The sequence below is a fragment of the Stenotrophomonas sp. EMP41 genome (assembly GCF_047495535.1).
GTDB lineage: Bacteria > Pseudomonadota > Gammaproteobacteria > Xanthomonadales > Xanthomonadaceae > Stenotrophomonas > Stenotrophomonas sepilia.
The window spans coordinates 2697348-2721707 of record NZ_CP179923.1 but is presented as its reverse complement, the minus strand read 5'-3'; the positions used below and the strand labels follow the sequence as shown (position 1 = coordinate 2721707).

The following is a 24360-nucleotide window of genomic DNA, read 5'->3' as shown; positions in this document are numbered from 1 at the left end:
GGTGTACGGGGTCAGATCCCTTTTCCGTTGGAAAGGAGATCTGGCCCCGGCTGTAGCGGCACCAGCTCGATGCAGTCCACCGGGCACGGCGGGATGCACAGCTCGCAGCCGGTGCACAGGTCGGCAATGACCGTGTGCATGTACTTGGCGCCGCCGACGATGGCGTCCACCGGGCAGGCCTGGATGCACTTGGTGCAGCCGATGCAGTCGGCTTCGACGATCAACGCCACCTGGGCCGCCTTGTGCTCGCCGCGCGAACGATCGAACGGAATCGCCGGTACGCCCAGCACCTGCGCCAGCGCCCGTGCACCGGCATCGCCACCCGGCGGGCAGCGGTCCACACCCGCCTCGCCACGTGCCATTGCCTGCGCGTACGGGCGGCAGCCGTCATAGCCGCATTGCCCGCATTGGGTCTGCGGCAGCAGGCGGTCGAGGCGTTCGGTCAGGGGCGGGATCAGGCTCATGCTCATGCGTGGCGAAGGCTGCGCGTTGGGTTACTTCAGGGGCTTGCCGCGGAACCAGCGCTCGTGGGCCAGCGCCAGCATCGGCTTGTCTTCGGAACTGTCACCGTAGGCATGGATGCGCACGTAGCGCGACAGATCGAACTGGCGGCGGATGTGCTCGACCTTGCGCGGGCCACAGTCGCCACCGGCGTAACGGCCGGTCAGGCGGCCGTCCTGGCTTTCCAGCCGGTTGCAGATCAGCTGCAGGCCCAGCTGCTCGCACCACGGCCGCAGGTACAGGTCCAGCGAGCCGGACACGATCACTACGGTGTGCTGCTGTTCCTTGTGCCAGCGGATCTGCTCCAGCATTTCCGGGCGCACCACGTCGGGCAGGAACTCGCGCGAGAAGCCTGCGGCCAGCGTGGCGATGTCATCGCTGTGGCGGTCACTGAAGGTCAGGCGGGTGACGCGGGCGCGGATGCGTTCGGCCGAGATCAGCTTCAGCCTGTACGCGGCCAGCCACGGGCCGACTTTCCACCATGCCTGTGCCAGCTGTTCGGCGGTGGCCACGCGGCGCAGGAAGCGGCCATAGGTATCGCAGGTGGTCACGGTATGGTCGAAGTCGAACAGCGCCAGTTCCATTGCGTTGCTTCCCATCGCGTTGCCTCCGGTGGCCGGTACTGCCGGCGGGCGCGGCCGAGGCCACGCCCGCTGCAGGCATCAGCGGACCGGCATGCCCGGCTGCGCGCCGCTGTCGGCGTCCAGCAGCGCCAGTGCACCACCGTCGAAACCGGCCGACAGGATCATGCCTTCGCTCAGGCCGAAGCGCATCTTGCGCGGGGCCAGGTTGGCGATGAACACCACGCTGCGGCCGACCAGCTTCTCCGGCTCGCCGTAGCTGCCACGGATACCGGAGAAGATCTGGCGCTTGCCCAGTTCACCTGCATCCAGCTCGAAGCGCAGCAGCTTGTCCGAACCTTCCACGAACTCGCAGACCAGCACCTTGCCGATGCGCAGATCGAGCTTGGCGAAATCGTCGATGCCGATGTAGGCCGGCGCGTCGGCGCTCTTTGCGTCGTCCTTGGCCGGGGCGGCCGGCTTGGCGGCGGGGGCAGCGGCAGCGGCCGGCTGCAGGGTGTCCTTGGAGGCGTCGATCATGGCGTCAATCTTCTTCGGGTCGATACGGGTGAACAGCGGGGTGTACTCAGTGATGCGGTGGCCGAGCAGCGGCTGTGCCAGCTCGGTCCAGTCGTTCACCGGCGCGGCCAGGAAGGCCTCGGCCTGTGCGGCGGTGGCCGGCAGCACCGGCTTCAGGGCGGTGACCAGCACGCGGAACAGGTTCAGGCCCTGGCTGCACACGGCCTGCAGCTGCGCGTCGGCGCCTTCCTGCTTGGCGATGACCCACGGCTTGACGTCGTCGATGTAGCGGTTGGCTTCGTCGGCCAGGGTCATGGTCAGGCGGATCGCCGCAGCCGGGTCGTTGCGCTCGTAGGCTTCACGGATCGGCGCCAGCCCATCGACGAAGCGCTGGTACTGCGCCGCGTCGGGCAGCTGCGCGGCCAGCCGGCCGTCGAAGCGCTTGCTGATGAAGCCGGCGCAGCGGCTGGCCAGGTTGACGAACTTGCCGACCAGGTCGGCGTTGACGCGGGCGATGAAGTCACCCAGGTTCAGGTCGAGATCGTCGACGCCACCGCCGGACTTGGCGGCGTAGTAGTAGCGCAGCGCTTCCGGCTCCAGGCCGGCGTCGAGGAAGGTGCGGGCCATCACGAAGGTGCCGCGCGACTTGCTCATCTTGGCGCCGTCCACGGTCAGGTAGCCGTTGACGTGCAGGCGGGTCGGCGCGCGGTGGCCGGTCCCGTGCAGCACCGCCGGCCAGAACAGGCCGTGGAAATTGACGATGTCCTTGCCGATGAAGTGGTGCAGCTCGGTGGCGGTGCCGGCGCGCAGGTGCGCGTCGAAGTCCTCGCCGAGCTTGCCGCACAGGGTCTGGAAGCTGGACAGGTAGCCGATCGGCGCATCCAGCCAGACGTAGAAGTACTTGCCCGGCTGGCCGGGAATCTGGAAACCGAAGTACGGTGCATCGCGCGAGATGTCCCACGCGCGCAGGCCGCCTTCGGCATTGAGCCACTCGCCCAGCTTGGCCTTAACGCCCGGCAGCGCGACATCGCCGGCCAGCCATTCGCGCAGGAACGCATCGAAGTGGCCCACCTCGAAGAAGAAGTGCTCCGAATCGCGCATTTCCGGCGTGGCGCCGGAAATGACCGAACGCGGCTCCTTCAGGTCGGTCGGTGCATAGGTCGCGCCGCAGACTTCGCAGTTGTCGCCGTACTGGTCGGGGCTGCCACAGTTCGGGCAGATGCCCTTGACGTAGCGGTCGGGCAGGAACATGCCCTTGGCCGGGTCGTAGAACTGCGCGACCGAACGGCGGCTGATGTGGCCGGCCGCTTCCAGCTTCAGGTAGAACTGCTCGGTCAACGCCTTGTTGGCCGCCGAATTGGTCGAGTCGTAGTGGTCGAAGGCCACGCCGAAGGCGGCGAAGTCACGTTCGTGGCTGGCCTGGATGTTGGCGATGAAGGTTTCCGGGGTGACCCCGGCCTTCTCCGCGGCCAGCATGATCGGCGTGCCGTGGGTGTCGTCGGCGCAGACGAACCAGGTCCTGCCGCCGCTCATCCGCCGCGCACGTACCCAGATGTCAGCCTGGATGTAGCCGACCAGGTGGCCCAGGTGCAGCGGGCCGTTGGCGTAGGGCAGGGCGGTGGTGACGAGCGCGGTACGGGTCATGGTCGCGGGTGGATCCGAGGGGAACCGCAGATTATCGCATGCCCGCAACGACGTGACCCGGCCGGGGCCGGGTCACGGGGTTGAAACAGGCGGGGGCGCTTATTCGCGCTGCCAGGTCTGCGCGCGGCAGATGAAGGCGATGCAGCCGGACACGTCCAGCCGGGTGCCGCCGGGCTGCAGTTCCATCTTCGACTTGTAGGTCTTGCCGTTGGCCGGGTCGAGGATGGTGCCGCCGGACCACTTGTTGGCGCCGTCGGCCTTCAGGTTCCAGAGGATGGTCATGCCCTTCACCGGCTTGTTCCTGTTGGCGCCTTCACAGCCGTCACAGACCGGGTTCGGGCCCTTGTCCGAGTGCAGGATGTCGACCACCTTGCCGGTCAGCGTGCCGTTGGGGGCCTGGGTGATCTCGACGATCGACTTCACCTTGCCGGTCTTGTCGTCGATGGTCTTCCAGCGGCCGGCGGCGCCGTCGGCGGCCTGCGCCGAGAGTGCGGCCAGGCACAGCGGCAATGCCAGCAGCAGGGTCTTGAAGGTCTTGCGCATGGTCCCCTCCCAGGGTTCATTCCGGCACGATGCCGGCATGGGTCGACTGTATACCCATTCGGCGGAGTATGGGGAAGGGGGGCTTTGCAGGGCTGCGCCCTGCACCCGCGGTAGTGCCGGCCGCTGGCCGGCAACCTCAAAAGCAAAGGCGGCTATCCGTGGGAGGGCGGGGTGGGTCCGGTTGCGGGGGCCGCTGCAAGTCCCCCTCCGGGGCCCGGCCCAGCCGCTGGCGGCTGTGCGTTCGGGCGCTTGCGAAGCAGTACTTCGCAAGCAAAGCGCCCTCACCCATGTAAGCTCGGTCGCCGCTTGCTCGTGTGCGCTGTCCTGCGCACACGGCAAGACCGGGGTTGGGCGTCCTGCCCAACCCGCCCGAGGCATGCCTCGGGCCCATGCGGCTCACGCCCCCGCAACCGGACCCACCCCGCCTTCGACAGGTCTCCGCAATCTGTCGGAATGGCACGGCCTGCTCTTGGTGGGTGTCGATGGGGTCAGATCCCTTTTCCTTTGGAAAAGGGATCTGACCCCGGAACACACGCTCAACCGACCTCGTACAGCTCCAGCGGCAGACCGTCCGGGTCGGCGAAGAAGGTGAAGCGGCGGCCGGTGTACTCGTCCACGCGGATCGGTTCGCACACTACGCCGTGCGCTGACAGGCGCTGGATGAACGGCTCCAGCGTGGCCACCCGGAACGCAAGGTGGCGCAGGCCCTGGGCCTCCGGGCGGCTGGGACGGGGCGGTGGCGAGGGGAAGGAGAACAGTTCCAGCTGGCTGCCGTCGGGCAGGGCCAGATCCAGCTTCCAGGAGTCTCGCGCGGCGCGGTGGTTCTCGGCCAGTACGCGCAGGCCGAGGATACGGACGTAGAAGTCTTTTGAACGCGCGTAATCGCTGCAGATCAGTGCCGCGTGGTGGATGCCCAGCAGGGCGTCGGAACCCGTGTTCATTGCAGGGTGTCCAGCCAGCGCTGGGCGATCTTCAGTGCCAGCGGATAGGGTTCGGGGGCGTTGCGGTTGGTCAGCACGATCACGGTCAAGTGCTTTTCCGGGTGGCGCACGATCACGTTGCGGAAGCCGATGCTTTCGCCACTGTGCCATTGCACCGGGCCGTTCAGGCGCCAGCCGAAGCCGTAGTGCGGCACATCCGGTTCGGATGTCGATGTGGCCGGGCTGAACATCGCGCGGCGCGAGGCCTTCGACAGCAGGCGGTCGTCGTACAGCGCCGCATCCCAGCGGGCGAGGTCGTCCAGTGAGGAGTAGATCCCGCCATCGCCGAGCACGGCGCTGGTGGTGCTCTGGTCGGTGCGCTGCCAGCGGCCATCGATCCGGCTGTAACCATAGGCACGTGCGGCGATGACATCGACGCCGTCCTGGTGGGCCACGGTGTGGACCATGCCCAGTGGGCGGAAGATGCGCTGCTGCAGGAAGGCGGCGAAATCCTGGCCGGAGGCGCGGCTGACGATCAGTGCCAGAAGTGCATAGCCGCTGTTGCTGTAGTGGTACTGCGTGCCGGGTGGGAAATTCAGGCGGTCCTCGTGCGACAACAGGGTCAGCACGTCGGCGTCATGCAGCTGCCGAGTGTCAGCCGGATCCATCAGGTCTTCGTAGTCGAGCAGGCCACCGGTGTGCGAGAGCAGCTGGCGGATCGTGATGGCCGCCGCAGCCGGTGGCAGCTCGGGCAGCCACTGCCGGGCAGGTTGATCCAGCCCAAGCCGGCCATCTTCCACCAGCAGCAGCACCGCCGCGGCGGTGAACTGCTTGCTGACCGAGGCCAGCCGGAAGTTGCTGGCCGGGGTGACCGCGGTGCCGTCCTCCACCACCGCCAGGCCGTAGCCGCGGCGGAACACCGCTTGCCCGTCGTGCAGCACCAGGACTGCAGCGCCGGGTACCTGGCCGTCGTAGGCCTGCATCAGCCCGTCGATGCCCGCATCCGGTGGCGTCAGCACCGGTGCGGCGATACCCGTTGAAGGCAGCAGGCCCAGCACGATGGCGAACAGGGCGACGGCACGGCGCATGGTGGCTCCGGAAGGGTCAGGGTGAAGGCGTGGACGTCGTGCTGGCCGGCTGAACCATCCAGCGTTCCATCTTGCGGTCCAGCACGTCCAGCGGCATCGAGCCGTCCTTCAGCAGTTCGGCGTGGAAGCGGCGCAGGTCAAAGGCGGCGCCCTGGCGTGCCCTGGCCTTGTCGCGCAGGGCAACGATGGTGGTCAGGCCGGCGACGTTGGACAGTGCCTGGCCGGGCTGGGCCATGATCCGCTCCACCTCGGCGTTGGCGTCGTCACTGCTCATGTCCACGGTCTTCTGCAGGTAGCTGACGGCCTGCTGCTTGCTCCAGCCCTGTGCGTGCACGCCGGTATCGGCCACCACGCGGGCGGCACGCAGCAGGCGCGAGTACAGGTAGCCGATGCGGTCGTAGGGATCGGTGTAGATGCCCAGGTCTTCGCCCAGCGTTTCGGCGTACAGGCCCCAGCCTTCGACAAAGGCGAGATCGCCACCGAGGCGGCGGAAGCGCGGCAGCTTGGCCAGCTCCTGCTGCAGGCCCAGCTGCACGTGGTGGCCCGGAATTGCTTCGTGCAGGTACTGCACCGGCACGTTCCAGCGCTTGCGGCTGGGCAGGTCGCGGGTATTGATGTACAGCACGCCCGGTTGCCCGGCCGCCGACGGCTGATAGGCGGCAGCGGCGGCGGTCAGTGCGCGTTCCGGCTCCACCGCACGGACCTCCAGTGGTGCCTTCGGCAAGGTATCCAGCACCTGCGGCAGGCGTACGCTGACCTGCTGCTGCACCTGGCGGTAGCGGTTGATCAGCGCGTTGGCATCGCCGTACTGGAACTGGCGGTCGTTGCGCATGCTGCGCAGCAGCTTGGTGGGAGAACCGCGCAGCTTGGCGTCCTTCATTACCGTGGCGATCTGCGCCTGCAGTTCCTGCACGCGCTGTTCGCCCAGCGCATGCAGTTGTGCGGCGGTCTGGTCGCTGGCGGTGGTCTGCACGATCAGGTTGGCGTACCAGGCCTGGCCATCAGGCAATGCGCCCAGGCCGCTGCTGGCGCGTGTGGCCGGCAGGTATTCGGTGGCGATGAAGCCGCGCAGGGCGCGGTAGGCCGGCATGATGCGCAGCTCGATCATGCGCTTGTATTCGGCGCTGATGCGCGCCTTGTCCTCAGCCGGGATGGTGTTCGGCATGGTGCGGATCGGCGACCAGAAGATGCTCTCTTCGGCGGTCGGCTTGATCACCGCATCCAGCTGCGGCAGCACCTTTTCCATCAGGTCGCGCGGCTGCACCACGCCGGCCTTCATGCCCTGGCGCATGTTGTCGATGGCCTGGTCGAACAGCTCGGGAATGCCCAGCGAACGGCGTGACCAGGTGTCGTAGTCCTGCACGGTATTGAACGGCTGCGCGCCGGCACCGGAACCGAGGATCGCCATGATGCTGCCGATGTTGTAGTACTGGCTGATCGGCATCATCCAGCTCGGGTAGCGCTCGGCGGCCAGTGATGCGCGCGCGTCGCGCACGAAGATCTCGTAGCTGAGCAGGTCCTGACCCTGCAGGCCGTCACTGCCGAGCTTCTCGACCTTGCCCAGCCATTGCGTGGTGAAGTCGTGCGACTGCTGGCGCCAGGCGGCAGACAGGATGTTGGGCAGCTGGTCGTTGTAGCGGGCCTCGCCCTGGAAGGTCGCCTGCAGCGGATTCAATCGCATCGAGGCATCCCAGTACTCGTCGTACAGGCGCTCCAGCTGCACCTGCTTGGGTACGGCCCGGGCCGGTGCGACCGGACGCGGCGCGGCGCGGCGCGCCGAACTGCCACGGGCCGGCGCGGTGGCGCGGGCGGGCCTGGCCTTGGGCTTGGCGGCCTGGCGGGTCTGCGCGGCGGCAGGGCGGCTGGCCTTCTTCTTCGCTGCTTCGGCCGACGGCACGGCACTGAACAGGAACAACGCGGCGATGGCGGCGGCCAGGGCGCGGGTGGGATGCGGCATCAGGAGCTTCCGTGGAACACAGACCGTGGAGCTTGCACGATCCGGCCGCGTACGGCCAGCGTGAAGGCTCAGTCAGCTTTTTGCCGCTGGGGCTTCAGTCAGCCGCGGCCGCGGCGCGCAGGGCGGCGGCCCTGTCGGCACCCAGGTAGCGGGTGATCGCACGCCGCATCAGGTACAGCAGTGGAATCAAGGCAATCGCAAAGCCCATCTTGTAGATGTAGTTGACGCTGCTGACGGCCAGGAACAGCGAGGTCGGCCAGTGCTGCGGGCCGAGCACGAAGGCGATCCAGATCACCACGAAGCTGTCCACCACCTGGGAGATCGCGGTGGATCCGGTCGCACGCAGCCACACGTGGCGCTCGCCGGTGGCCTGGCGGATGCGATGGAACACTGCCACGTCGATCAGCTGGCCGAGCAGGAAGGCCACCAGCGAACCGGCGATGGTCCACATGCCCTGGCCGAACACCGCTGCGAATGCCGCCTGGTAGTCCGGCACGCCGTGGCCGTCCATCGAGGTGACCCACCAGCTGGCCGGCGCCAGCGAGATCGCTGCGAAGGCGAACAGGAAGCCATAGGCGATCAACACCACGGCCAACCACGAGATGAAGCGCACGCCGCGCTTGCCGAAAAACTCGTTGATCGTGTCGGTCATGATGAACACCACCGGCCACAGCAGGGTACCGGCGGTGAAGCTGAGCGAGCCGGTCTGGCCAAACAGGTTCCAGTTCAGCGGATCGATGCCGAGGGTGTCTTCCAGCGCGAAGATCTTCACCCCGATCAGTTCGGCCAGCACGGCGTTGCCGCAGAAGAACGCGGCCAGCACGATGAACAGCAGGACCGCGCGGTCCTGCAGCGGGCGCTCGATCGGCGCCACGGTGGTCATTCGCTGCGTTCGCCTGCGCGCGTGAACGGAACGCTGGACGGTGCGACTGCACCGCCGGAAATGATGAAGCTCATGGCCTGGTCGACGGTCCAGTCGGTCGGGGTCAGCAGCTCCACCGGCACGATCTCCAGGTAACCCGAAGTCGGGTTCGGCGTGGTTGGCACGTACACCGCGGCCAGTTCACGGTCGGTGCCGTGTTCCTTGATGACGCGGGTGACCAGGCCGACCGACTTCATGTCGCGGTGCGGAAAGTCGATCAGCACCACGCGCTGGGTGCTGCCCGGTTCGGTCTGCAGCATGTCCAGCAGCTTCTTGGCGCTGTCGTAGATGATGCTGGCCAGCGGAATGCGCTTGATCACCGCGCCGACCCAGCGCAGCAGGCGCTGGCCGAGCACGCGGCGGCTGGCCACGCCCACTGCCAGGATCACCAGCAGGGTGGCGAGCAGGGCGATGGTGTTCTGGATCCACTCGGCACGGACCCAGCCGAGGTAATGCGGGAAGCTTGTCGCGATCTGCTCGGAAAGCGGCACCACCAACGGGCTGGAAATGCCCGAAAGCAGCACGAACACGAACTTGACCACGACCCAGGTCAGCCAGATCGGCAGCAGGGTCAGCAGGCCAGTCAGGAACAGGCGCTGCAGGGAGGGGCGGGGGACCAGGGCGGGGGCTTCGAGCGACATGCGCGCATTGTAGCGGCCACGGCCGGTCGATTACGCTGGCCGATCGACTGCGGCAACGATGCATGGAAGGGAAGCTGTGTTGAAGATTCTGCGCGGACTGGGCTGGGCCCTGGCAGGACTGCTGGTGCTGGCCATCGTGGTGTGGTGTGCCTCGCGCATGTGGCCGGTGCCGGAATCACGGCTGCAGGCCCAGCAGCGGTTGCAGGCCCGCCTGCCCGCTGATGGCCGCAACGGCTTTGCGCTGCTGTGGACACTCGCGTTCGACGATCTCGACCCGGCCCAGCGCGATCAGGCGCTGGCCCGGGATGTACAGCGCTGGGAGGCGGATCCGCGCGGCAATGGCGGCGCCCGTCCGCAGCTGGCAGAGGACCACGTCGAGCTGCAATCACGGCCTTCGGCCAGCTGCGGACCGACCGCCAGTGACTGCCTCGCCCAGGTGCGCGCGGACCCGCAGCGCTTCGTCGATGCCCACGCTGGCCACCAGCAGCTGCATGCGCGCCTGGACCAGCTGGCCGATGCGGATCACTTCGTGTCGCCGTTCCGGCCAAAAGGGGAAGGCATCCTGGTGCCGATGCCGACCTATGGTTTGGTGATCGACGCCACCAGCGCACGCGCGCTGGCCTATCTGCAGGGTGATATCGACGGTGCGCTGCGTGGCAGTTGCCGCGGGCTGCAGCTGGGCCGTCGGCTGGTGACGGGCGGCAGCTACCTGGTGGAGAGCATCATCGGTGCCAGCCTGGTGCAGGCCAATGCCCAGCTGCTGGCCGACATGCTGGTCGAACTGCCAGCCGACCAGCCGCTGCCAGCGGAATGCGAGCAGGCGATGAAGCCGATGCGGGCCGCCGAACAGAGCCTGTGCCGTGCGATGCAGGGCGAGTATGCGATGAGCAGGGCTGCGATCGAAACCTCGGCGCAGGAGTTCGGTGGTGTGCTGGTACTCGATCGCCGCAGCACCCTGGCGCGCGTGGCGGGCAACCTGGGCTGGGCCTGTGGTGCGGCGGCGATGACCGCGCTGGAGGCGGACCGCCCGCTGCCGGTGCCGGCACCGCCGCAGCATGACTTCGGCTGCCTGTCGAACATCATGGGGTGCGTGCTGGCCGATATCGCGGGCCCGGCCTATCCCGCCTATTCGTCTCGGCCCCAGGATGCCGCTGCGATGGTGCGGCTGATCGGTGCGCAACGCTGGCTGCGACAGCAGGCCGAGGACCCTGTGGATGCGCTGAAGCGCTTGCCTGCCCAGTTCCGCTCGCAGGTGCGGGCACCGCAGTTGTCGGCCGATGGCCGCCGCCTGCAGGTACCGCGGCGCTCTGCGCCGCGCAGCACCGGCGAGAGCCCATGGTTGTCGGTACCGATGGTGGCGGGGGACGCCCCGCCCGCCGCCGCGCGCGACTGAGCAGCGGTGGCCAGTGCGCGCTGTCCTCGTCATCCTCGCGGCTGCCTTCGCTCCGCGTCGCACCGCAGGTGCACACGCGCATACGCGCGAATCGGAGCCTCCCTGGCAGGGCAGCAGAGGACAGCGCCCGCGCCGGATCAGCGCGCGTGTGGCTTCAACCGCAGATAGACCTGCTTGCGCACCTGGGCGACCACCTCGCCGCTTTCGTCGACGACGTCGTTGCTGAACCAGCGCAGCACCTTCTCGCCGCCCGCTGCTTCGGCACGCAGTTCGGCCAGCAGCGCATCGTCGATGCGGAACGAGGTGCGCACCGTGCCCCGGCCAGGCTTGAGGAAATCGATCGCACCGGCCCGGTCCCACACGTAGTAGTCACGGCCGAGGATGTGCAGCAGGCCCAGCATCCAGAACGGATCGGTCATCGCAAACAGGCTGCCGCCGAAATGCGTCCCCACGTAATTGCGGTTCCACGGCCGCAGCCGGAGTTCCACGTCGATCTGCCGGTAGTCGGGCGTGATCCGGGTGACGTGGATGCCGGTGAACAGGAACGGTGGCCAGAGGTTGATGCCGACGCGGAACAGGCGGGCGTTCATGCAGATCCGGGAGCGCAGGGCGGGGCGTCCAGTCTAACCATTCGCATGCGTATGTTGCACCCGGGGCAGGGATGTCATGCCCCGCCGTCGATCGTGTACCCGTCGCGGCCGTTCGCCTTCGCCTGATAAAGGGCGGTGTCGGCGCCTTCCACGAAATGGTGGGGCTGCAGTTCGCCGTCGGGCACGCGGGTGAATACGCCGATGGTGAGCGTGACGGTATCGTCGCTGCCTTCGCCCGGCGCCGGCAATGCGCGCACGCAGGCAATCAGGTCCTCGATCACCTGGCGTGCGCCCTCGGCCGGTGTATCCGGCAGCACCAGCGCGAATTCGTCGCCACCGTAGCGTGCCGCCATGTCGCGCGGGCGGCGCGCATGGGCGCCGATCAGGCGGGCGACATCACGCAGCACGCGGTCGCCGACCTGGTGTCCGTGGCGATCGTTATGGCGCTTGAAGTGGTCGACGTCGATCAGCGCCAGGCTCAATGGCTTGCCGCTGCGCCGCGCCGCATCGCATTCCTGCTGCAGCGACTGCTCGAAGCGGAGGCGGTTGCCCAGGCCGGTAAGGGCGTCGCGGTTGGCCTGGCGGTGCCAGGCCGAGATCCGCCACACCGCCCAGACCAGCAGTGCCAGCGTCACGCCCAGCATCGCGCTGGCCGGCGCCCACCACAGGTCACCCGTGCGCAGCAGCAGCCAGCTCAGCAGGGCAGGCATCGGCAACGAACACAACGCGACCAGCCAGGGCAGGCGCAGGCCGAGCAGGATCACGCACAGCGCCACCAGCACACCGCTGATGGCGTGCTGCCAGGCATGCGGTAGAACATCGATCTGCTTGTGCTGCAGCAGCATCGAGGCGATGTTGGCCTGGTACTCGCTGCCGCTCATCCAGAACTCGCGGGTGGTCGGGGTCAGCAGGCGGGGCGCGATGCCGCTGGCCGTCATGCCAACGACGATGCGGCGGCCATGCAGCATCGCCATGTCGACGTGGCCATCGAGAACGTCCGCATAGGACACCTGCGGCAGCCGCTCGGGGGGGCCGGCGTAGCGCACGCGAACGTAATCGTCGCGACGCCATTGATAGGGCGAGCCCAGTTCCGGGTCGGGATCGGGCAGGCCGCGTACGGCACCGGCAGGCAGGTCGGCCAGTGCCAGGCCCAGTGCCGGCCAGTGCGGCTGGCCGATACCTGCGTGCAGATAGACGCCACGGGCGACGCCGTCGCCATCCACCTCGACATCGGTGTGGCCGATGGCGGCAGCACTGGCAGCGATCTGTGGGATCGGCAGCATTTCCTCGGCCATGCGGTCGCCGGCCGCCGGTGCGGCCAGCACCGGCAGCACCACCCGGCCATTGCGTCGGATGGCGGCGGCCAGTTGATCATCCTGTCGGCTGTCACGGCGATCCGGTTCGGACAACATCAGGTCCAGCGCGACGCGTTCGGCGCCGGCATCGGTCAGGCGGTCAAGCAGGCGTGCATGCACCGAGCGTGGCCAGGGCCACTGGCCGATGCGCTGCAGGCTGCCTTCGTCGATGGCGACGATCAGCAGGCTGGGATCGGGGCGGTAATCCCAGTTGCCGACCAGCGCGTCATAGGCCGCCTCGTCCTGCCGCCACAGCCATTGTCCCTGGCTGGCCACGATGGTCAGCACGCCGGCCAGCAGGGCCAGCAGGATCCGCTTCGACCATGGCAGCGGCGAGCGCCTCACAACAACAACCAGAGCAGCAGGGCACCGCCACCCGCGCCGTAGCACAGGCGGCACGGCAGCGGGACCTGCTGGGCAGGCGAGAACGCGCTGGCGTGGCCGTCATCGTCGATGTACTGCACGCGTACGTGCAGGGTGCCGCTCCACGGGCGCTTGAAGCTCACCTGCGGCTGGTCCACGGTTTCGTCGACCAGCGGTGCCTTGAAGTCACCGCGGCGATCCACCTGCACCCGGTAGCGCTGGCCTTCGCTGCCGGCCTGCCAGCGCAGCGTCAGCTCGCCGTGTGCGGCCTCGGGCGGTTGCAGTGCCGGGTCCACTGGTTCATTGCTCAGCTGCAGCGGCAACGCCTGGCCATAGCGGCCCTGTCGGCCTTCGCCATCGCGCGAGGCCACGCGCCAGTAGTACTGGCCGGGCGGCAGCGGTTGCGCCAGGCGCAGGTCGGTCGCATGGGTGGCCTGCTCCTGCAGGGGCTGCAGGAAGCTGGGTTCGGTGGCGATCTGCAGGACGCTGCTGCGCGCACCGGGGGCCTGGCTCCAGCGGAAACGCGGTCGGTCGCTGTTGATCGTCTGACCATGCAGCGGCGATACGGTCAGTGGCGGTGGTGGCTGGTCACCGAGCTCGAAATCGGCGCTGGCATCCAGGCCTTCGACCCCCTGGGCGTCGACCGCGCGCAACAGGATGCGCAGCTGGCCAGGCGGCAGGTCGCCGATCGCCAGCCGGGTGTCGGCGGTGGTGGCGGCGAACAGCAGGATCTCCGGCGTTGCCGCCTGCACTACTTCCACCCGGTAATGATCGGCGCCATTGACCGGTTCCCAGGCAAGCAGGGTCGGCAGCGGCGCCAGGCGCAGCGCGTCATTGCGCAACGCCGGCGCCGGCAGCAGTGCGGAGACCGCAGCGGGCGCCGCATCGGCACTGCTGCTGCGGGTGGCCTGGCCCGGCCGGACCAGGCGCTGGCCATGGGGGTTGCCGACCTGCACCTTGCCCTGCAGGACCTCGGTGGCACCGACGTGCCCGTTATCCCCGGCGCTGACCCGGAACACCGTGCCGCGCACGCTGCTGGTGGCGGTGGGCGCATCGATGATGTAACGCGAGGCGGGACCGCGCGCCGGCGTCACCCGGTTGCTGGCTCGCCCCTGCTGCAGGCGCAGTCGGGTGTCGACCATGCCGGTGTGGCCGTAACGGCTCAGCTGGTCCAGGCGCAGGCGCGAGTACTCGCGCAGCTGCAGGCGCGAGGCATCGGCGAATTCCAGGGTGATGCTGGAATCGCCTTCGGTCTCCACGGTGTCACCGATATGCAGCTGTTCGCCGGCCTGGAGCGCGCGGGTCGCCGTGCCATCGGCGCCCGACAGCGCGACCTTGCCGCGCACGGACAGCACCCGGGCCGGCGCCGGTTCGGTGCGCAGCCAGCTGATCGGGAAGCGCAGCAGCTGGCCCGGCGGCAACTGGTAGGGGTTGTCGATGCGGTTGTGCTGCTGCAGCTGCTGCCAGCGTACCGAGGGCTTCAGGTAGAGCCCGCCCAGGTCCCACAGGGTATCGCCGGGCCGGACGCGATAGTTCCAGTCCTGGGCGCCGGCAAGGGCGGGCATCAGGAAGAGGGCGCAGAGCAGAGCGCCCGTTAAATGCATGGCGAACGACAGAGAGCGGACGACGGTCACAGTTTGCAATCCCGGCAATGCGGGGGTGCAGCTGCAAGACCCCATGGCCCCGACCTCATCCCCCCGAACGGATCGTGGCGACCGCATGGCCACCAGCGCGCGCATTATTGCCCGCGTTCAGTGCAGGGATTCTGAACGGGGCGGGCTCCCGTTCAGAACAGCAGCGACGCCATCCTGCGGCGGTACTGGCCGACCAGGTCCTCGTCGGAGATCACATTGAAGGCGTCGATCAGCGCCTTGCGCGGCAGGCCTTCCTCGAATCCGCGGTCGATCCGCAGCATTTCTAGGAACTGGGCCAGCGCGGCCTCGTCATGACCGCCGAGCAGCAGTTGCACGCCGCGCAGGTGGCGGGCCTTGAGGTCCTTGCCGTCAGCGGCGATGCGTGCCTCCAGCACCTCGGCGGCCGGGGCATCTTTCAGCGCGGCGGCGAAGGCCAGGCGGGCGCGGGCACGCACGGCGCGGTCGTCGGTGGCCAGATTGGCAGGCAGGCCGTCGATCAGGGTGCCTGCCTCGTCCACGCCACCGATCTGCAGCAGGGCCAGGGCCAGGTCGAGCTTCAGTTCATCCTTGTCCGGCTCGGCGGCGATCTGCGCACGCAGCACATCGACCTGCGCCTGCGGATCCAGCGGGGTGTCATCTTCGGGGACAGCATCGCCCACATCGGCCGGTACGATGCCGTGCTGGGCCAGGAACTCACGCAGCTGGCCTTCCGGGATGGCGCCCGGGAAACCGTCCACCAGCTGGCCGCCCTTGACCAGGAATACGGTCGGTACCGAGCGGATCTGGAAGGCCGCAGCGATCTGCTGTTCCTTGTCGACATCGACCTTGGCCAGCTCGAACGCACCGTTGTACTCGGCAGCCAGCTTTTCCAGCATCGGGCCGAGGGTCTTGCACGGCCCGCACCAGGTGGCCCAGAAGTCGACCAGCACCGGCGTCTGCAGCGACTTCTGCAGGACTTCGGCCTCGAAGGTCGCAGTGGTGGCGTCGAATACGTAGGTCGTCTCGGTCATGGGGGAGGCATCGCTTGGCATCTGGAGACCGATTCTATGGTGACGATCGATGTCCGTCTCAACCCTGCCATCACATCGCGCGCGACGCCCTCGGGGGCGTGGCACGCAGTACAGCTCGTGGATCACCCGCATTCCGGAGCTGACCGGCGTGGTGGCCGGGGTGCGCCGGAAGCACCCGGCCTGGCTCGCGCGCTTGGCGCACCGCGTCGCTGCCGCGACAATGCGCTGATCCATTCTTTTCCGGGTGACTGCGCGCAATGTCCATGGTCCGGCTTGATCGTTGGTTGGGACTGCTTGCTGCAGCCGTGTTCGTCCTGGCTGTGTCTGGCTTCGGTGCCGGCCTGGAGGGCTATGCACAGGCCCGCCACCCGGTGGCGCTGCTGGGTGCGCGGGGCGTACCGCATGCGCTGGCCTTCAATCTGCTTGGCTTCGTGCTGCCCGGCGTGCTCGCCGCGGTGGTGGCTGAGCGCCTGCGCCGCAGCCTGCCCGCCACTGCCGGCTGGGCACCGAGGGTCGGCAGCCAGATGCTGCTGCTGGCTGGCCTGGGCTTTGCCGCGATGGGCTTGCTGCCGCTGGACGTGGACGATCTGCATGGGCCGGCCAGCCAGCTGCATGCCAGTGCCTGGATGATCTGGGTGCTGGGCTTCGTCGCCGGGACCCTGTTGCTGGGCACGACGCAGCTGCGCCAGGCGCATGGCCGCGCCCTGGGCGCCCTGGCCCTGGGCTGCGGCGTGCTGGCTGCGGTGGCCGCGTTTGCCGTGCAGGGCGTCCTGCCGGCGCCGCTGGCACAACGGCTGGCGTTCGCCTGCTGGGTGGCCTGGCTGGCCGCCGCACTGCCGCTGTCGCGCCAACGCTGAGACGGCTCCCGGGGCATCGCGGCGCCCACCCCCAGCAGGCCGGATTGGAGACGTTTGCCGCACTGCGGTACGCTGTACCGCTTTGCCGCCGCATCCGCGTGTTCCATGACCAGCGCTGAAACCAACGCCTACGACCCGCAGCAGGTTGAATCCGCCGCCCAGCAGTACTGGGACGCCACCCGTGCCTTCGAGGTCGACGAGACTTCGGACAAGCCGAAGTACTACTGCCTGTCGATGCTTCCGTACCCGTCCGGTGCGCTGCACATGGGCCACGTGCGCAATTACACGATTGGCGACGTGATCAGCCGCTACAAGCGCATGACCGGCCACAACGTGCTGCAGCCGATGGGCTGGGACGCGTTCGGCCTGCCGGCGGAAAACGCCGCGATCAAGAACAAGACCGCGCCGGCGGCGTGGACCTACAAGAACATTGACCACATGCGCAGCCAGCTGAAATCGCTGGGCTATGCCATCGACTGGTCGCGCGAGTTCGCCACCTGCCGTCCGGACTATTACGTCCACGAGCAGCGCATGTTCACCCGCCTGATGCGCAAGGGCCTGGCCTATCGCCGCAACGCGGTGGTGAACTGGGACCCGGTCGACCAGACCGTGCTGGCCAACGAGCAGGTCATCGACGGCCGCGGCTGGCGCTCGGGGGCCCTGGTCGAGAAGCGCGAGATCCCGCAGTGGTTCCTGCGCATCACCGATTATGCCCAGGAGCTGCTGGATGGCCTGGACGAGCTGGACGGCTGGCCGGAATCGGTCAAGACCATGCAGCGTAACTGGATCGGCCGTTCCGAAGGCCTGGAAATCCAGTTCGACGTGCGCGACGTCGATGGTGGCGTGCTGGATCCGCTGCGCGTGTTCACCACCCGCCCGGACACGGTGATGGGCGTGACCTTCGTGTCGATCGCCGCCGAACACCCGCTGGCGCTGCACGCGGCGAAGAACAATCCGGAACTGGCCGCGCTGCTGGCCGACCTGAAGCAGGGCGGTGTGTCCGAGGCTGAACTGGAAACCCAGGAAAAGCGCGGCATGGATACCGGCCTGCGCGCGCTGCACCCGGTCACCGGCGAGCCGGTGCCGGTGTGGGTCGCCAACTTCGTGCTGATGGGCTACGGCACCGGCGCGGTGATGGCCGTTCCGGGCCATGACCAGCGCGACAACGAAGTGGCCAACAAGTACGGCCTGCCGATCAAGCAGGTCATCGCGCTGAAGGACCCGCGCACTGAAGAAGAGCGCAACTGGGACGGCAGCCGCTGGCAGGACTGGTACAGCGACAAGAGCCGTGCCTTCGAACTGGTCAACTCGGCCGAATTCGATGGCCTGGACTTCCAGGGCGCCTTCGAAGCGCTGGCCGAACGTTTCGAGCGCAAGGCCCAGGGCCAGCGCCGCGTCAACTACCGCCTGCGCGACTGGGGCGTGAGCCGCCAGCGCTACTGGGGCTGCCCGATTCCGGTGATCTACTGCGACAAGTGCGGTGCGGTGCCGGTGCCGGAGGAGCAGCTGCCGGTGGTACTGCCGGAGGACGTGGCGTTCTCCGGGACCGGTTCGCCGATCAAGACCGACCCGGAATGGCGCAAGACCACCTGCCCGGAATGCGGTGGCGCCGCCGAGCGCGAGACCGACACCTTCGACACCTTCATGGAGTCGAGCTGGTACTACGCCCGCTACACCTCGCCGGGTGCCCGTGACGCCGTCGACAAGCGCGGCAACTACTGGCTGCCGGTCGATCAGTACATCGGTGGCATCGAACACGCGATCCTGCACCTGATGTATTTCCGCTTCTACCACAAGCTGCTGCGCGACGCGCGGATGGTGGACAGCAACGAACCGGCGCGCAACCTGCTGTGCCAGGGCATGGTGATCGCCGAGACCTACTACCGCCCGAATCCGGACGGTTCGAAGGACTGGATCAACCCGGCCGATGTGGAAGTGCAGCGTGACGAGCGCGGCCGCATCACCGGCGCCACCCTGGTTGCCGACGGCCAGCCGGTGGTGGTCGGTGGCACCGAGAAGATGTCCAAGTCGAAGAACAACGGCGTGGACCCGCAGGCGATGGTCGGCAAGTACGGCGCCGACACCGTGCGCCTGTTCTCGATGTTCGCCGCGCCGCCGGAGCAGTCGCTGGAATGGAACGAGGCCGGCGTGGACGGCATGGCGCGTTTCCTGCGCCGCCTGTGGGCCCAGGTGCAGAAGCATGCTGCCGACGGTGCCGCCCCGGCGCTGGACGTTGCAGCACTGGATGCCAACCAGAAGGCGTTGCGCCGCAAGACCCATGAAACCATCGGCAAGGTCGGTGACGACTACGGTCGCCGCCACAGCTTCAATACCGCGATCGCAGCGGTAATGGAGCTGATGAACGCGCTGGCCAGGTTCGAGGACGACAGCGAGCAGGGCCGCGCGGTGCGCCAGGAAGCGCTGCAGGCCGTCGTGCTGCTGCTGAACCCGATCACGCCGCATGCCAGCCACGCCCTCTGGCAGTTGCTGGGCCATGGCGAGACGCTGCTGGAAGACCAGCCGTTCCCGCAGGCCGACAGCAGTGCGCTGGTACGCGATGCGCTGACCCTGGCGGTGCAGGTCAACGGCAAGCTGCGCGGCACCATCGAGGTGGCGGCCGACGCCGCGCGCGAGCAGGTCGAGGCGCTGGCGCTGGCCGAGCCCAACGCGGCCAGGTTCATGGAAGGCCTGACGGTGCGCAAGATCATCATCGTCCCGGGCAAGATCGTGAACATCGTCGCCGCCTGATGTACCTCGCACCGGCCACCCGCGCGGTGGCCGGTGCCTTTCCAGAAGCAGGGCCGGGTGCTTGATGGCCCTGCATTCACGCGGCTTCGGGCACGCTGTGTGTTGCCGTGATCGCCCGGCTCCGCCAGACTGTCTCCATGACCCGAATCCTGCTTGCCCTCGTTCTTGTCCTCGGCCTCGCCGGCTGCGGCTTCCATCTGCGCAACAAGCTGATGCTGCCGACCGACACCGCCCCGGTGAAGGTGGTATCCACCGCCCCGTACAGTGAACTGGTCAAGCTGCTCAATCGCAGCCTGCTGGCCTCCGGTGCCAGGCTGGCCGATGAGGACAGCAAGGAACCGAGTACCCAGCTGCAGGTGTTGTCCGAGCGCTGGGGTGACCTCCCGATCGCCATCGACTCGCAGGGTCGTGCGCAGGAGTACAGCCTACGCTATGCGGTGATCTTCATCTTCCGCCGCGAGGATGGCAGCGAACTGGTGCCGCAGCAGGTGATCGAACTGTCGCGCGACTACGTGTCGCCGCCGACCGACGCCACCGGTACCACCACCGAACGCGAAATCCTGGCCACGGAGCTGCGCCGGGAAATGTCCGCCTCGATCATCCGCCGTATCGACAGCGTGGTCCGCGCCGAGATCGAGAAGGGGGGCAGCCTGTCCGCGCCGAAGGCCAAGCCGATCGAGGGCGCGGTGCCGGCAGAGCCTGCCGCCGCCGCCAAGCACTGAGCGGCAGCGACGATGGAACTGCGTCCGGAGCAGCTGGCCAGCCAGGGCGCTGACACCGCATTGGCGCCGGTGTACCTGATCGCAGGCCCGGAAACACTGCGCGTGCTGGAGGCCGCAGATGCCATCCGCGCGCGTGCGCGCGCCTCGGGCATCGGCGAACGCGAAGTGTTCGACGCCGACGGGCGTGATTTCGACTGGAACCAGCTTGACGCCAGCTTCAATGCGCCCAGCCTGTTCAGCGCCCGCCGCCTGGTCGAGGTGCGCCTGCCCAGCGGCAAGCCGGGCAAGGAGGGCGCCGAGGTGATCAGCCAGTTCTGCGCCAACCCGGCGCCGGACGTGGTGTTGATGATCACCGCCAATGAATGGAGCAAGGCCCACCAGGGCAAGTGGGCCGAGGCGGTCAGCCGCATCGGCGTGCTGTCGGTGGCATGGGCGATCAAGCCGCACGAACTGCCGGACTGGATCGAGCGCCGCCTGCGCGGCAAGGGCCTGCGTGCCGACCCGGCTGCCGTGCAGCGCCTGGCCGAGCGGGTGGAGGGCAACCTGCTGGCCGCCGCCCAGGAAATCGACAAGCTGGCGCTTCTGGCCGACGGCCAGCCGTTGGATGTGGAACGGATGGAGTCGCTGGTGGCTGACGCTGCCCGCTACGACGTGTTCCGGTTGGTGGAGGCGACCTTCTCCGGCCAGCCGCCGGCGGTGCTGCGCATGCTGGCCGGCCTGCGCGGTGAAGGGGAGGCGGTGGCCGCATTGATGCCGATCGTGATCCGCGAACTGCTGGCGGGCGCAGGCCTGGCCCGCGTGCAGGCGCGTGGCGGCAACCTGGCCGCCGAAATGAAATCGCGCGGCATCTGGGAATCGCGGCAGGCGCCTTACAAGCGCGCGCTGCAGCGGCACCCGGAAGGCAAGCGCTGGGAGCGTTTCGTGGCTGAGGCGGGGCTGGTCGACCGCATCGCCAAGGGGCGCGCTGACGGCGACGCCTGGCTGGCGCTGGAACGCCTGCTGGTGGCCGTGGCCGAACCGCGTGCCGTGCGCCTGCTGGCGCGGGCCTGAGTGATGAGCCTGCGGATCTACTACGGGGGCACCTTCGATCCGGTGCACCTCGGGCACCTGGCGATCGCGCGTGCGGCCCGCGATGAGCTGCAGGTCGCCGTGCGCATGCTGCCGGCCGCCGATCCGCCGCACCGCGCGGTGCCCGGTGCCACTGCTGAGCAGCGCTGCACGATGTTGTCGCTGGCCATCGGCGACGAGCCGGGGCTGCTGCTGGACCGTCGCGAACTGGATCGTGCCAGCCGCTGCCCCGGTCGTCCGTCGTACACCGTCGACACCCTGCGCGAGCTGCGTGGCGAGCTGGGCCCGAGCCGGCCGCTGGCCTGGCTGGTGGGCGCCGACAGCCTGCTGGGGCTGTCCGGCTGGCACGAATGGGAGGCCCTGTTCGATCTGGCCCACTTCGTGGTGGCCGAACGGCCGGGCAGTCCGTTGCAGGCGTCGATCGATGGCGAGCTGGGGCGTGCTCTGCAAGGGCGCTGGGCCGACAATGAGCAGGCCCTGTTCGCCAGCCCGGCCGGTCGCATCCTGCGCCTTCACCACCCACTACGCGGGGAATCGGCCAGCGCAGTGCGCTCGCAGATTGCCGCTGGCGGTCCCTGGCGCGCACTGCTGCCACCGGCCGTGGCCGACTATGTCGCTGCACACGGGCTGTACCGCCCGGCCACCGCGTGAATGGCGCGGCCGCGCCATCCCCGTATAATCGCCCCCACGTTTATCGAGTCGATCCACTTTGAGCAACCAGACCCAGCCCCAGACCATCAAGGTCGATCTGCCCAGCCCGCCGCCGTCCGTGCCGGAACTGCTGGCCAGCGTCCGCCAAGCCACCGAAGACCTGAAGGCCAAGGACCTGGTCGAGATCGACGTGCGCGGCCGGTCCAGCGTTGCCGACTACATGATCGTCGTTTCGGGCACTTCGACCCGCCACGTCAAGTCGATTGCCGATGAAGTCGTGCGCTTCGCCAAGAACATCGACGTGATGCCGCTGGGTGTTGAAGGCGAGCGCGAAGCGGAGTGGGTGCTGGTCGATCTGGGCGACGTGATCGTCCACGTGATGCTGCCGCGCGTGCGTGAGTTCTACGCGCTCGAGCGCCTGTGGACCGTCGGCGACCAGCCGCCGTCCAGCGACGACGAAGTGGCCTGAGCCGCGCGTTGACGCATCCCTTCGACGGCGCCGATGGCGCCGTCGACGTTTTGGAGGACCGTTGATGAAAGCCCGCCTGATCGCCACCGGTGAACGCGCGCCCAGCTGGGTCGCGCAGGGGTTCGCCGAATACCAGAAGCGGCTGTCGCATTGGCTGCCGTTCGAGCTGGTGGAAATCGAACCCGGCCTGCGCGGCAAGGGGCGCGATCCGCGCCGTGCCACCGAGGATGAAGGCAAGCGGGTCATCGCCGCGCTGCCGAAGAACGCTTACGTGGTGGCACTGGACGTGCCGGGGCGGCAGTTGAGTTCCGAGCAGCTGGCGCAGCGCCTGGAGCATTGGCGCGGGCAGGGCCGGGACCTGGCGTTCCTGATCGGTGGCCCGGAAGGGCATTCGCCAGAGGTCTCCGCGCTGGCCGACGAAAAGTGGTCGATCGGACCGCTGACGCTGCCGCACATGCTGGTGCGTCTGGTGGTGGCCGAGCAGCTGTATCGGGCTGCCGCAATGATTGCCAATCACCCCTACCATCGCGCGTGAAGAGTGGTTATACTAGTCGTCTGCCCGAATAGCTCAGCCGGTTAGAGCACTTGACTGTTAATCAGGGGGTCGTTGGTTCGAGTCCAACTTCGGGCGCCACCTTGAGAAACCTGCATCGCGAGATGCAGGTTTTTTTTTGCCGTGTTGTGGCGGCGGGCCCATGCTCGGCTGCATCCTCCAAGCCAGGTACGCGTTCGGCGCTACAGCGTGATCTGGCCCTTCCAGAGCGCTACCAGCGTGGCGATCGCTACTGCCAGGATCGCGCCGAACAGCGCCCACTCCCAGCGCGTGAAAACCGGCTCGCCGCGCTGGCGCCGGACCTGCGCAAACAGAACAACGCCGGGCACGTACAGCAGCACCGACAGCAGCAGGTTGTTCAGGCCGCCGGCATACACCAGCCACAGCGCGTAGGCGCTGGCCAGCAGCGCGACCACGAAATCGCGCCAGCGCACGCGTGGCTCACCAGCGTAGGACTGCCCGCGCCAGGCCAGTTGCACGCCGAACGCGGTGGACAGGAAGTAGGGCACCAGGCTCATCGATGCAGCCAGCAGCACCAGGCCGGTGTAGCTGCCCGCATTGAACAGCACCAGCAGCAGGAACAGCTGGATCAGCCCGTTGCTCAACCACAACGCATTGGCCGGCACGCCACGCGCATTCTCGCGTCCCAGGAAGGCGGGCATTGTGCCGTCGCCAGCGGCGGCATACAGCACTTCGGCACACAGCAGCACCCAGGCCAGCAGCGCGCCCAGCACCGAAATGATCGAACCGGCGATGATCACCGTCGCGCCCCATTCGCCGACGATGGCGCGCAGCACATAGGCCATCGACGGGTTGGACAGCCCGGCCAGTTCGGCCTGCGACAGCACGCCCATCGACAGCAGGCTGACCAGGACCAGCAACAGCCAGACCCCCAGGAAACCGATCACCGTGGCACGGCCGACGTCGGCACGGCGCGCGGCACGCCGCGAATAGATGCTGGCGCCTTCGATGCCGATGAACACCCACACGGTGACCAGCATCATGCCGCGCAGCTGCTGGCCGAGGTCGCCGAGCGCAGGCGTGCCGAAGAAGTCGGCGCGGAACACCTCCATGCGGAACGCGCCGGCGGCCAGTACCAGGAACAGTGCGATGGGCAGCAGCTTGGCCACCGTCACCAGGCCGTTGACGATGGCTGCCGTGCGCAGGCCGCGCAGCACCAGCAGGTGGACGGTCCACAACAGTACGGACGAAGCGGCCACGGCGGCTGGCGTGTTGCCTTCGCCGAAGACCGGCATGAAATGGCCCAGGCCGCTGAAGATCAGCACGAAGAAGCTGGCATTGCCCAGTACCGAAGCGACCCAGTAGCCCCACGCCGCGGAGAAGCCGATGTAGTTACCGAAGCCTTCGCGCGCATATGCGTAGATGCCGGTGTCCAGGTCCGGACGGCGGTTGGCCAGGGCCTGGAACACGAAGGCCAGCATCAGCATGCCGGCACCGCTCAGCGCCCAGCCGATCAGCGCGGCGGCCGGACCGGCACTGCGCGCGACGTTCTGCGGCAATGAGAAGATGCCGGCGCCGACCATCGAGCCGACTACCAGTGCAGTCAACGCCGGCAGGCCGAGGCGTTGCGATGTCGTGGCCATTGAGATCCCCAGCGGCCCGGATGCCGCGAGCACACCCTAGCCATGTGC

22 protein-coding genes and 1 tRNA gene are annotated in these 24360 nt (G+C 68.1%); 9 read left to right on the top strand and 14 right to left on the bottom strand.

What is annotated here, in order from left to right; genetic code table 11:
• Positions 1–11 precede the first annotated feature (11 nt).
• From rnfB to ACMGRF_RS12510, 9 genes are all read right to left on the bottom strand, one after another.
• Entirely contained in the window at positions 12–464 is a 453-nt protein-coding gene (rnfB, locus tag ACMGRF_RS12550; protein ID WP_049415744.1) for an Rnf electron transport complex subunit RnfB, read from the bottom strand.
• 30 nt (positions 465–494) lie between these two features.
• Positions 495–1085 (bottom strand): HAD family hydrolase, encoded by a 591-nt coding sequence (locus ACMGRF_RS12545; RefSeq protein ID WP_005418147.1) that lies wholly within the window; start codon positions 1083–1085, stop codon positions 495–497.
• Positions 1086–1163: 78 nt separating this feature from the next.
• Entirely contained in the window at positions 1164–3224 is a 2061-nt protein-coding gene (metG, locus tag ACMGRF_RS12540) for a methionine--tRNA ligase (protein WP_180881152.1), read from the bottom strand.
• Between the two features lie 99 nt (positions 3225–3323).
• Complete coding sequence (locus tag ACMGRF_RS12535; protein WP_049415741.1) at positions 3324–3767, bottom strand: DUF2147 domain-containing protein; 444 nt, start codon at positions 3765–3767, stop codon at positions 3324–3326.
• 536 nt (positions 3768–4303) lie between these two features.
• A complete protein-coding gene (locus ACMGRF_RS12530; protein WP_049414434.1) occupies positions 4304–4708 on the bottom strand; it encodes a VOC family protein in 405 nt (134 codons plus the stop codon).
• On the bottom strand, positions 4705–5775 hold the full coding sequence (locus ACMGRF_RS12525) for a serine hydrolase domain-containing protein (protein WP_414485254.1): 1071 nt from the start codon (positions 5773–5775) through the stop codon (positions 4705–4707). The genes ACMGRF_RS12530 and ACMGRF_RS12525 overlap by 4 nt, the downstream gene beginning before the upstream one ends.
• A 16-nt stretch (positions 5776–5791) precedes the next feature.
• A complete protein-coding gene (locus tag ACMGRF_RS12520) occupies positions 5792–7732 on the bottom strand; it encodes a DUF885 domain-containing protein (RefSeq protein WP_049414432.1) in 1941 nt (646 codons plus the stop codon).
• Between the two features lie 94 nt (positions 7733–7826).
• Positions 7827–8615, bottom strand: coding sequence for a queuosine precursor transporter (locus tag ACMGRF_RS12515; RefSeq protein ID WP_049414431.1), 789 nt, complete (start codon positions 8613–8615; stop codon positions 7827–7829).
• The gene (locus ACMGRF_RS12510; RefSeq protein WP_005418129.1) at positions 8612–9295 is read right to left on the bottom strand and encodes a DUF502 domain-containing protein; all 684 of its coding nucleotides are present in this window, start codon (positions 9293–9295) and stop codon (positions 8612–8614) included. Before ACMGRF_RS12510 ends, ACMGRF_RS12515 begins: the two co-directional genes overlap by 4 nt.
• A 76-nt stretch (positions 9296–9371) precedes the next feature.
• Here ACMGRF_RS12510 and ACMGRF_RS12505 point away from each other — a divergent pair, with 76 nt between their 5' ends.
• Positions 9372–10688: a hypothetical protein gene (locus ACMGRF_RS12505; RefSeq protein ID WP_099485984.1), complete on the top strand. Its 1317-nt coding sequence runs from the start codon at positions 9372–9374 to the stop codon at positions 10686–10688.
• 137 nt (positions 10689–10825) lie between these two features.
• On the opposite strand, the gene ACMGRF_RS12500 is transcribed toward ACMGRF_RS12505, so the two are convergent.
• From ACMGRF_RS12500 to trxA, 4 genes are all read right to left on the bottom strand, one after another.
• Positions 10826–11278: a DUF4442 domain-containing protein gene (locus ACMGRF_RS12500; protein ID WP_049414429.1), complete on the bottom strand. Its 453-nt coding sequence runs from the start codon at positions 11276–11278 to the stop codon at positions 10826–10828.
• A 74-nt stretch (positions 11279–11352) separates the two neighbouring features.
• Entirely contained in the window at positions 11353–12978 is a 1626-nt protein-coding gene (locus ACMGRF_RS12495) for a CHASE2 domain-containing protein (protein WP_414485253.1), read from the bottom strand.
• A complete protein-coding gene (locus ACMGRF_RS12490) occupies positions 12975–14675 on the bottom strand; it encodes a FecR domain-containing protein (RefSeq protein ID WP_049414427.1) in 1701 nt (566 codons plus the stop codon). The genes ACMGRF_RS12495 and ACMGRF_RS12490 overlap by 4 nt, the downstream gene beginning before the upstream one ends.
• A gap of 107 nt (positions 14676–14782) precedes the next feature.
• A complete protein-coding gene (trxA, locus tag ACMGRF_RS12485) occupies positions 14783–15640 on the bottom strand; it encodes a thioredoxin (RefSeq protein WP_005418123.1) in 858 nt (285 codons plus the stop codon).
• A 257-nt stretch (positions 15641–15897) separates the two neighbouring features.
• Between trxA and ACMGRF_RS12480 the strand changes: the two genes are divergently transcribed.
• The 8 genes from ACMGRF_RS12480 (at position 15898) to ACMGRF_RS12445 (ending at position 22789) form a co-directional block, all read left to right on the top strand.
• Positions 15898–16497, top strand: coding sequence for a DUF998 domain-containing protein (locus ACMGRF_RS12480; RefSeq protein WP_049414425.1), 600 nt, complete (start codon positions 15898–15900; stop codon positions 16495–16497).
• Positions 16498–16602: 105 nt separating this feature from the next.
• Complete coding sequence (gene leuS / locus ACMGRF_RS12475; protein WP_180879321.1) at positions 16603–19245, top strand: leucine--tRNA ligase; 2643 nt, start codon at positions 16603–16605, stop codon at positions 19243–19245.
• Between the two features lie 137 nt (positions 19246–19382).
• Positions 19383–19967, top strand: a complete 585-nt coding sequence (lptE, locus tag ACMGRF_RS12470) for an LPS assembly lipoprotein LptE (RefSeq protein ID WP_049439146.1) — start codon at positions 19383–19385, stop codon at positions 19965–19967.
• 12 nt (positions 19968–19979) lie between these two features.
• Positions 19980–21017 carry a DNA polymerase III subunit delta gene (gene holA, locus ACMGRF_RS12465; protein WP_049414424.1) on the top strand — a complete coding sequence of 346 codons (1038 nt, stop codon included), beginning with the start codon at positions 19980–19982 and terminating at the stop codon, positions 21015–21017.
• 3 nt (positions 21018–21020) lie between these two features.
• A complete protein-coding gene (gene nadD / locus ACMGRF_RS12460) occupies positions 21021–21686 on the top strand; it encodes a nicotinate-nucleotide adenylyltransferase (protein ID WP_049414423.1) in 666 nt (221 codons plus the stop codon).
• A 58-nt stretch (positions 21687–21744) separates the two neighbouring features.
• Positions 21745–22155: a ribosome silencing factor gene (gene rsfS, locus ACMGRF_RS12455; protein WP_005418109.1), complete on the top strand. Its 411-nt coding sequence runs from the start codon at positions 21745–21747 to the stop codon at positions 22153–22155.
• 64 nt (positions 22156–22219) lie between these two features.
• On the top strand, positions 22220–22690 hold the full coding sequence (rlmH, locus tag ACMGRF_RS12450; RefSeq protein WP_005418108.1) for a 23S rRNA (pseudouridine(1915)-N(3))-methyltransferase RlmH: 471 nt from the start codon (positions 22220–22222) through the stop codon (positions 22688–22690).
• A 22-nt stretch (positions 22691–22712) separates the two neighbouring features.
• Positions 22713–22789 (top strand) — tRNA-Asn (locus ACMGRF_RS12445).
• A 101-nt stretch (positions 22790–22890) separates the two neighbouring features.
• On the opposite strand, the gene arcD is transcribed toward ACMGRF_RS12445, so the two are convergent.
• The gene (gene arcD, locus ACMGRF_RS12440; protein ID WP_180879317.1) at positions 22891–24312 is read right to left on the bottom strand and encodes an arginine-ornithine antiporter; all 1422 of its coding nucleotides are present in this window, start codon (positions 24310–24312) and stop codon (positions 22891–22893) included.
• Positions 24313–24360 lie beyond the last annotated feature (48 nt).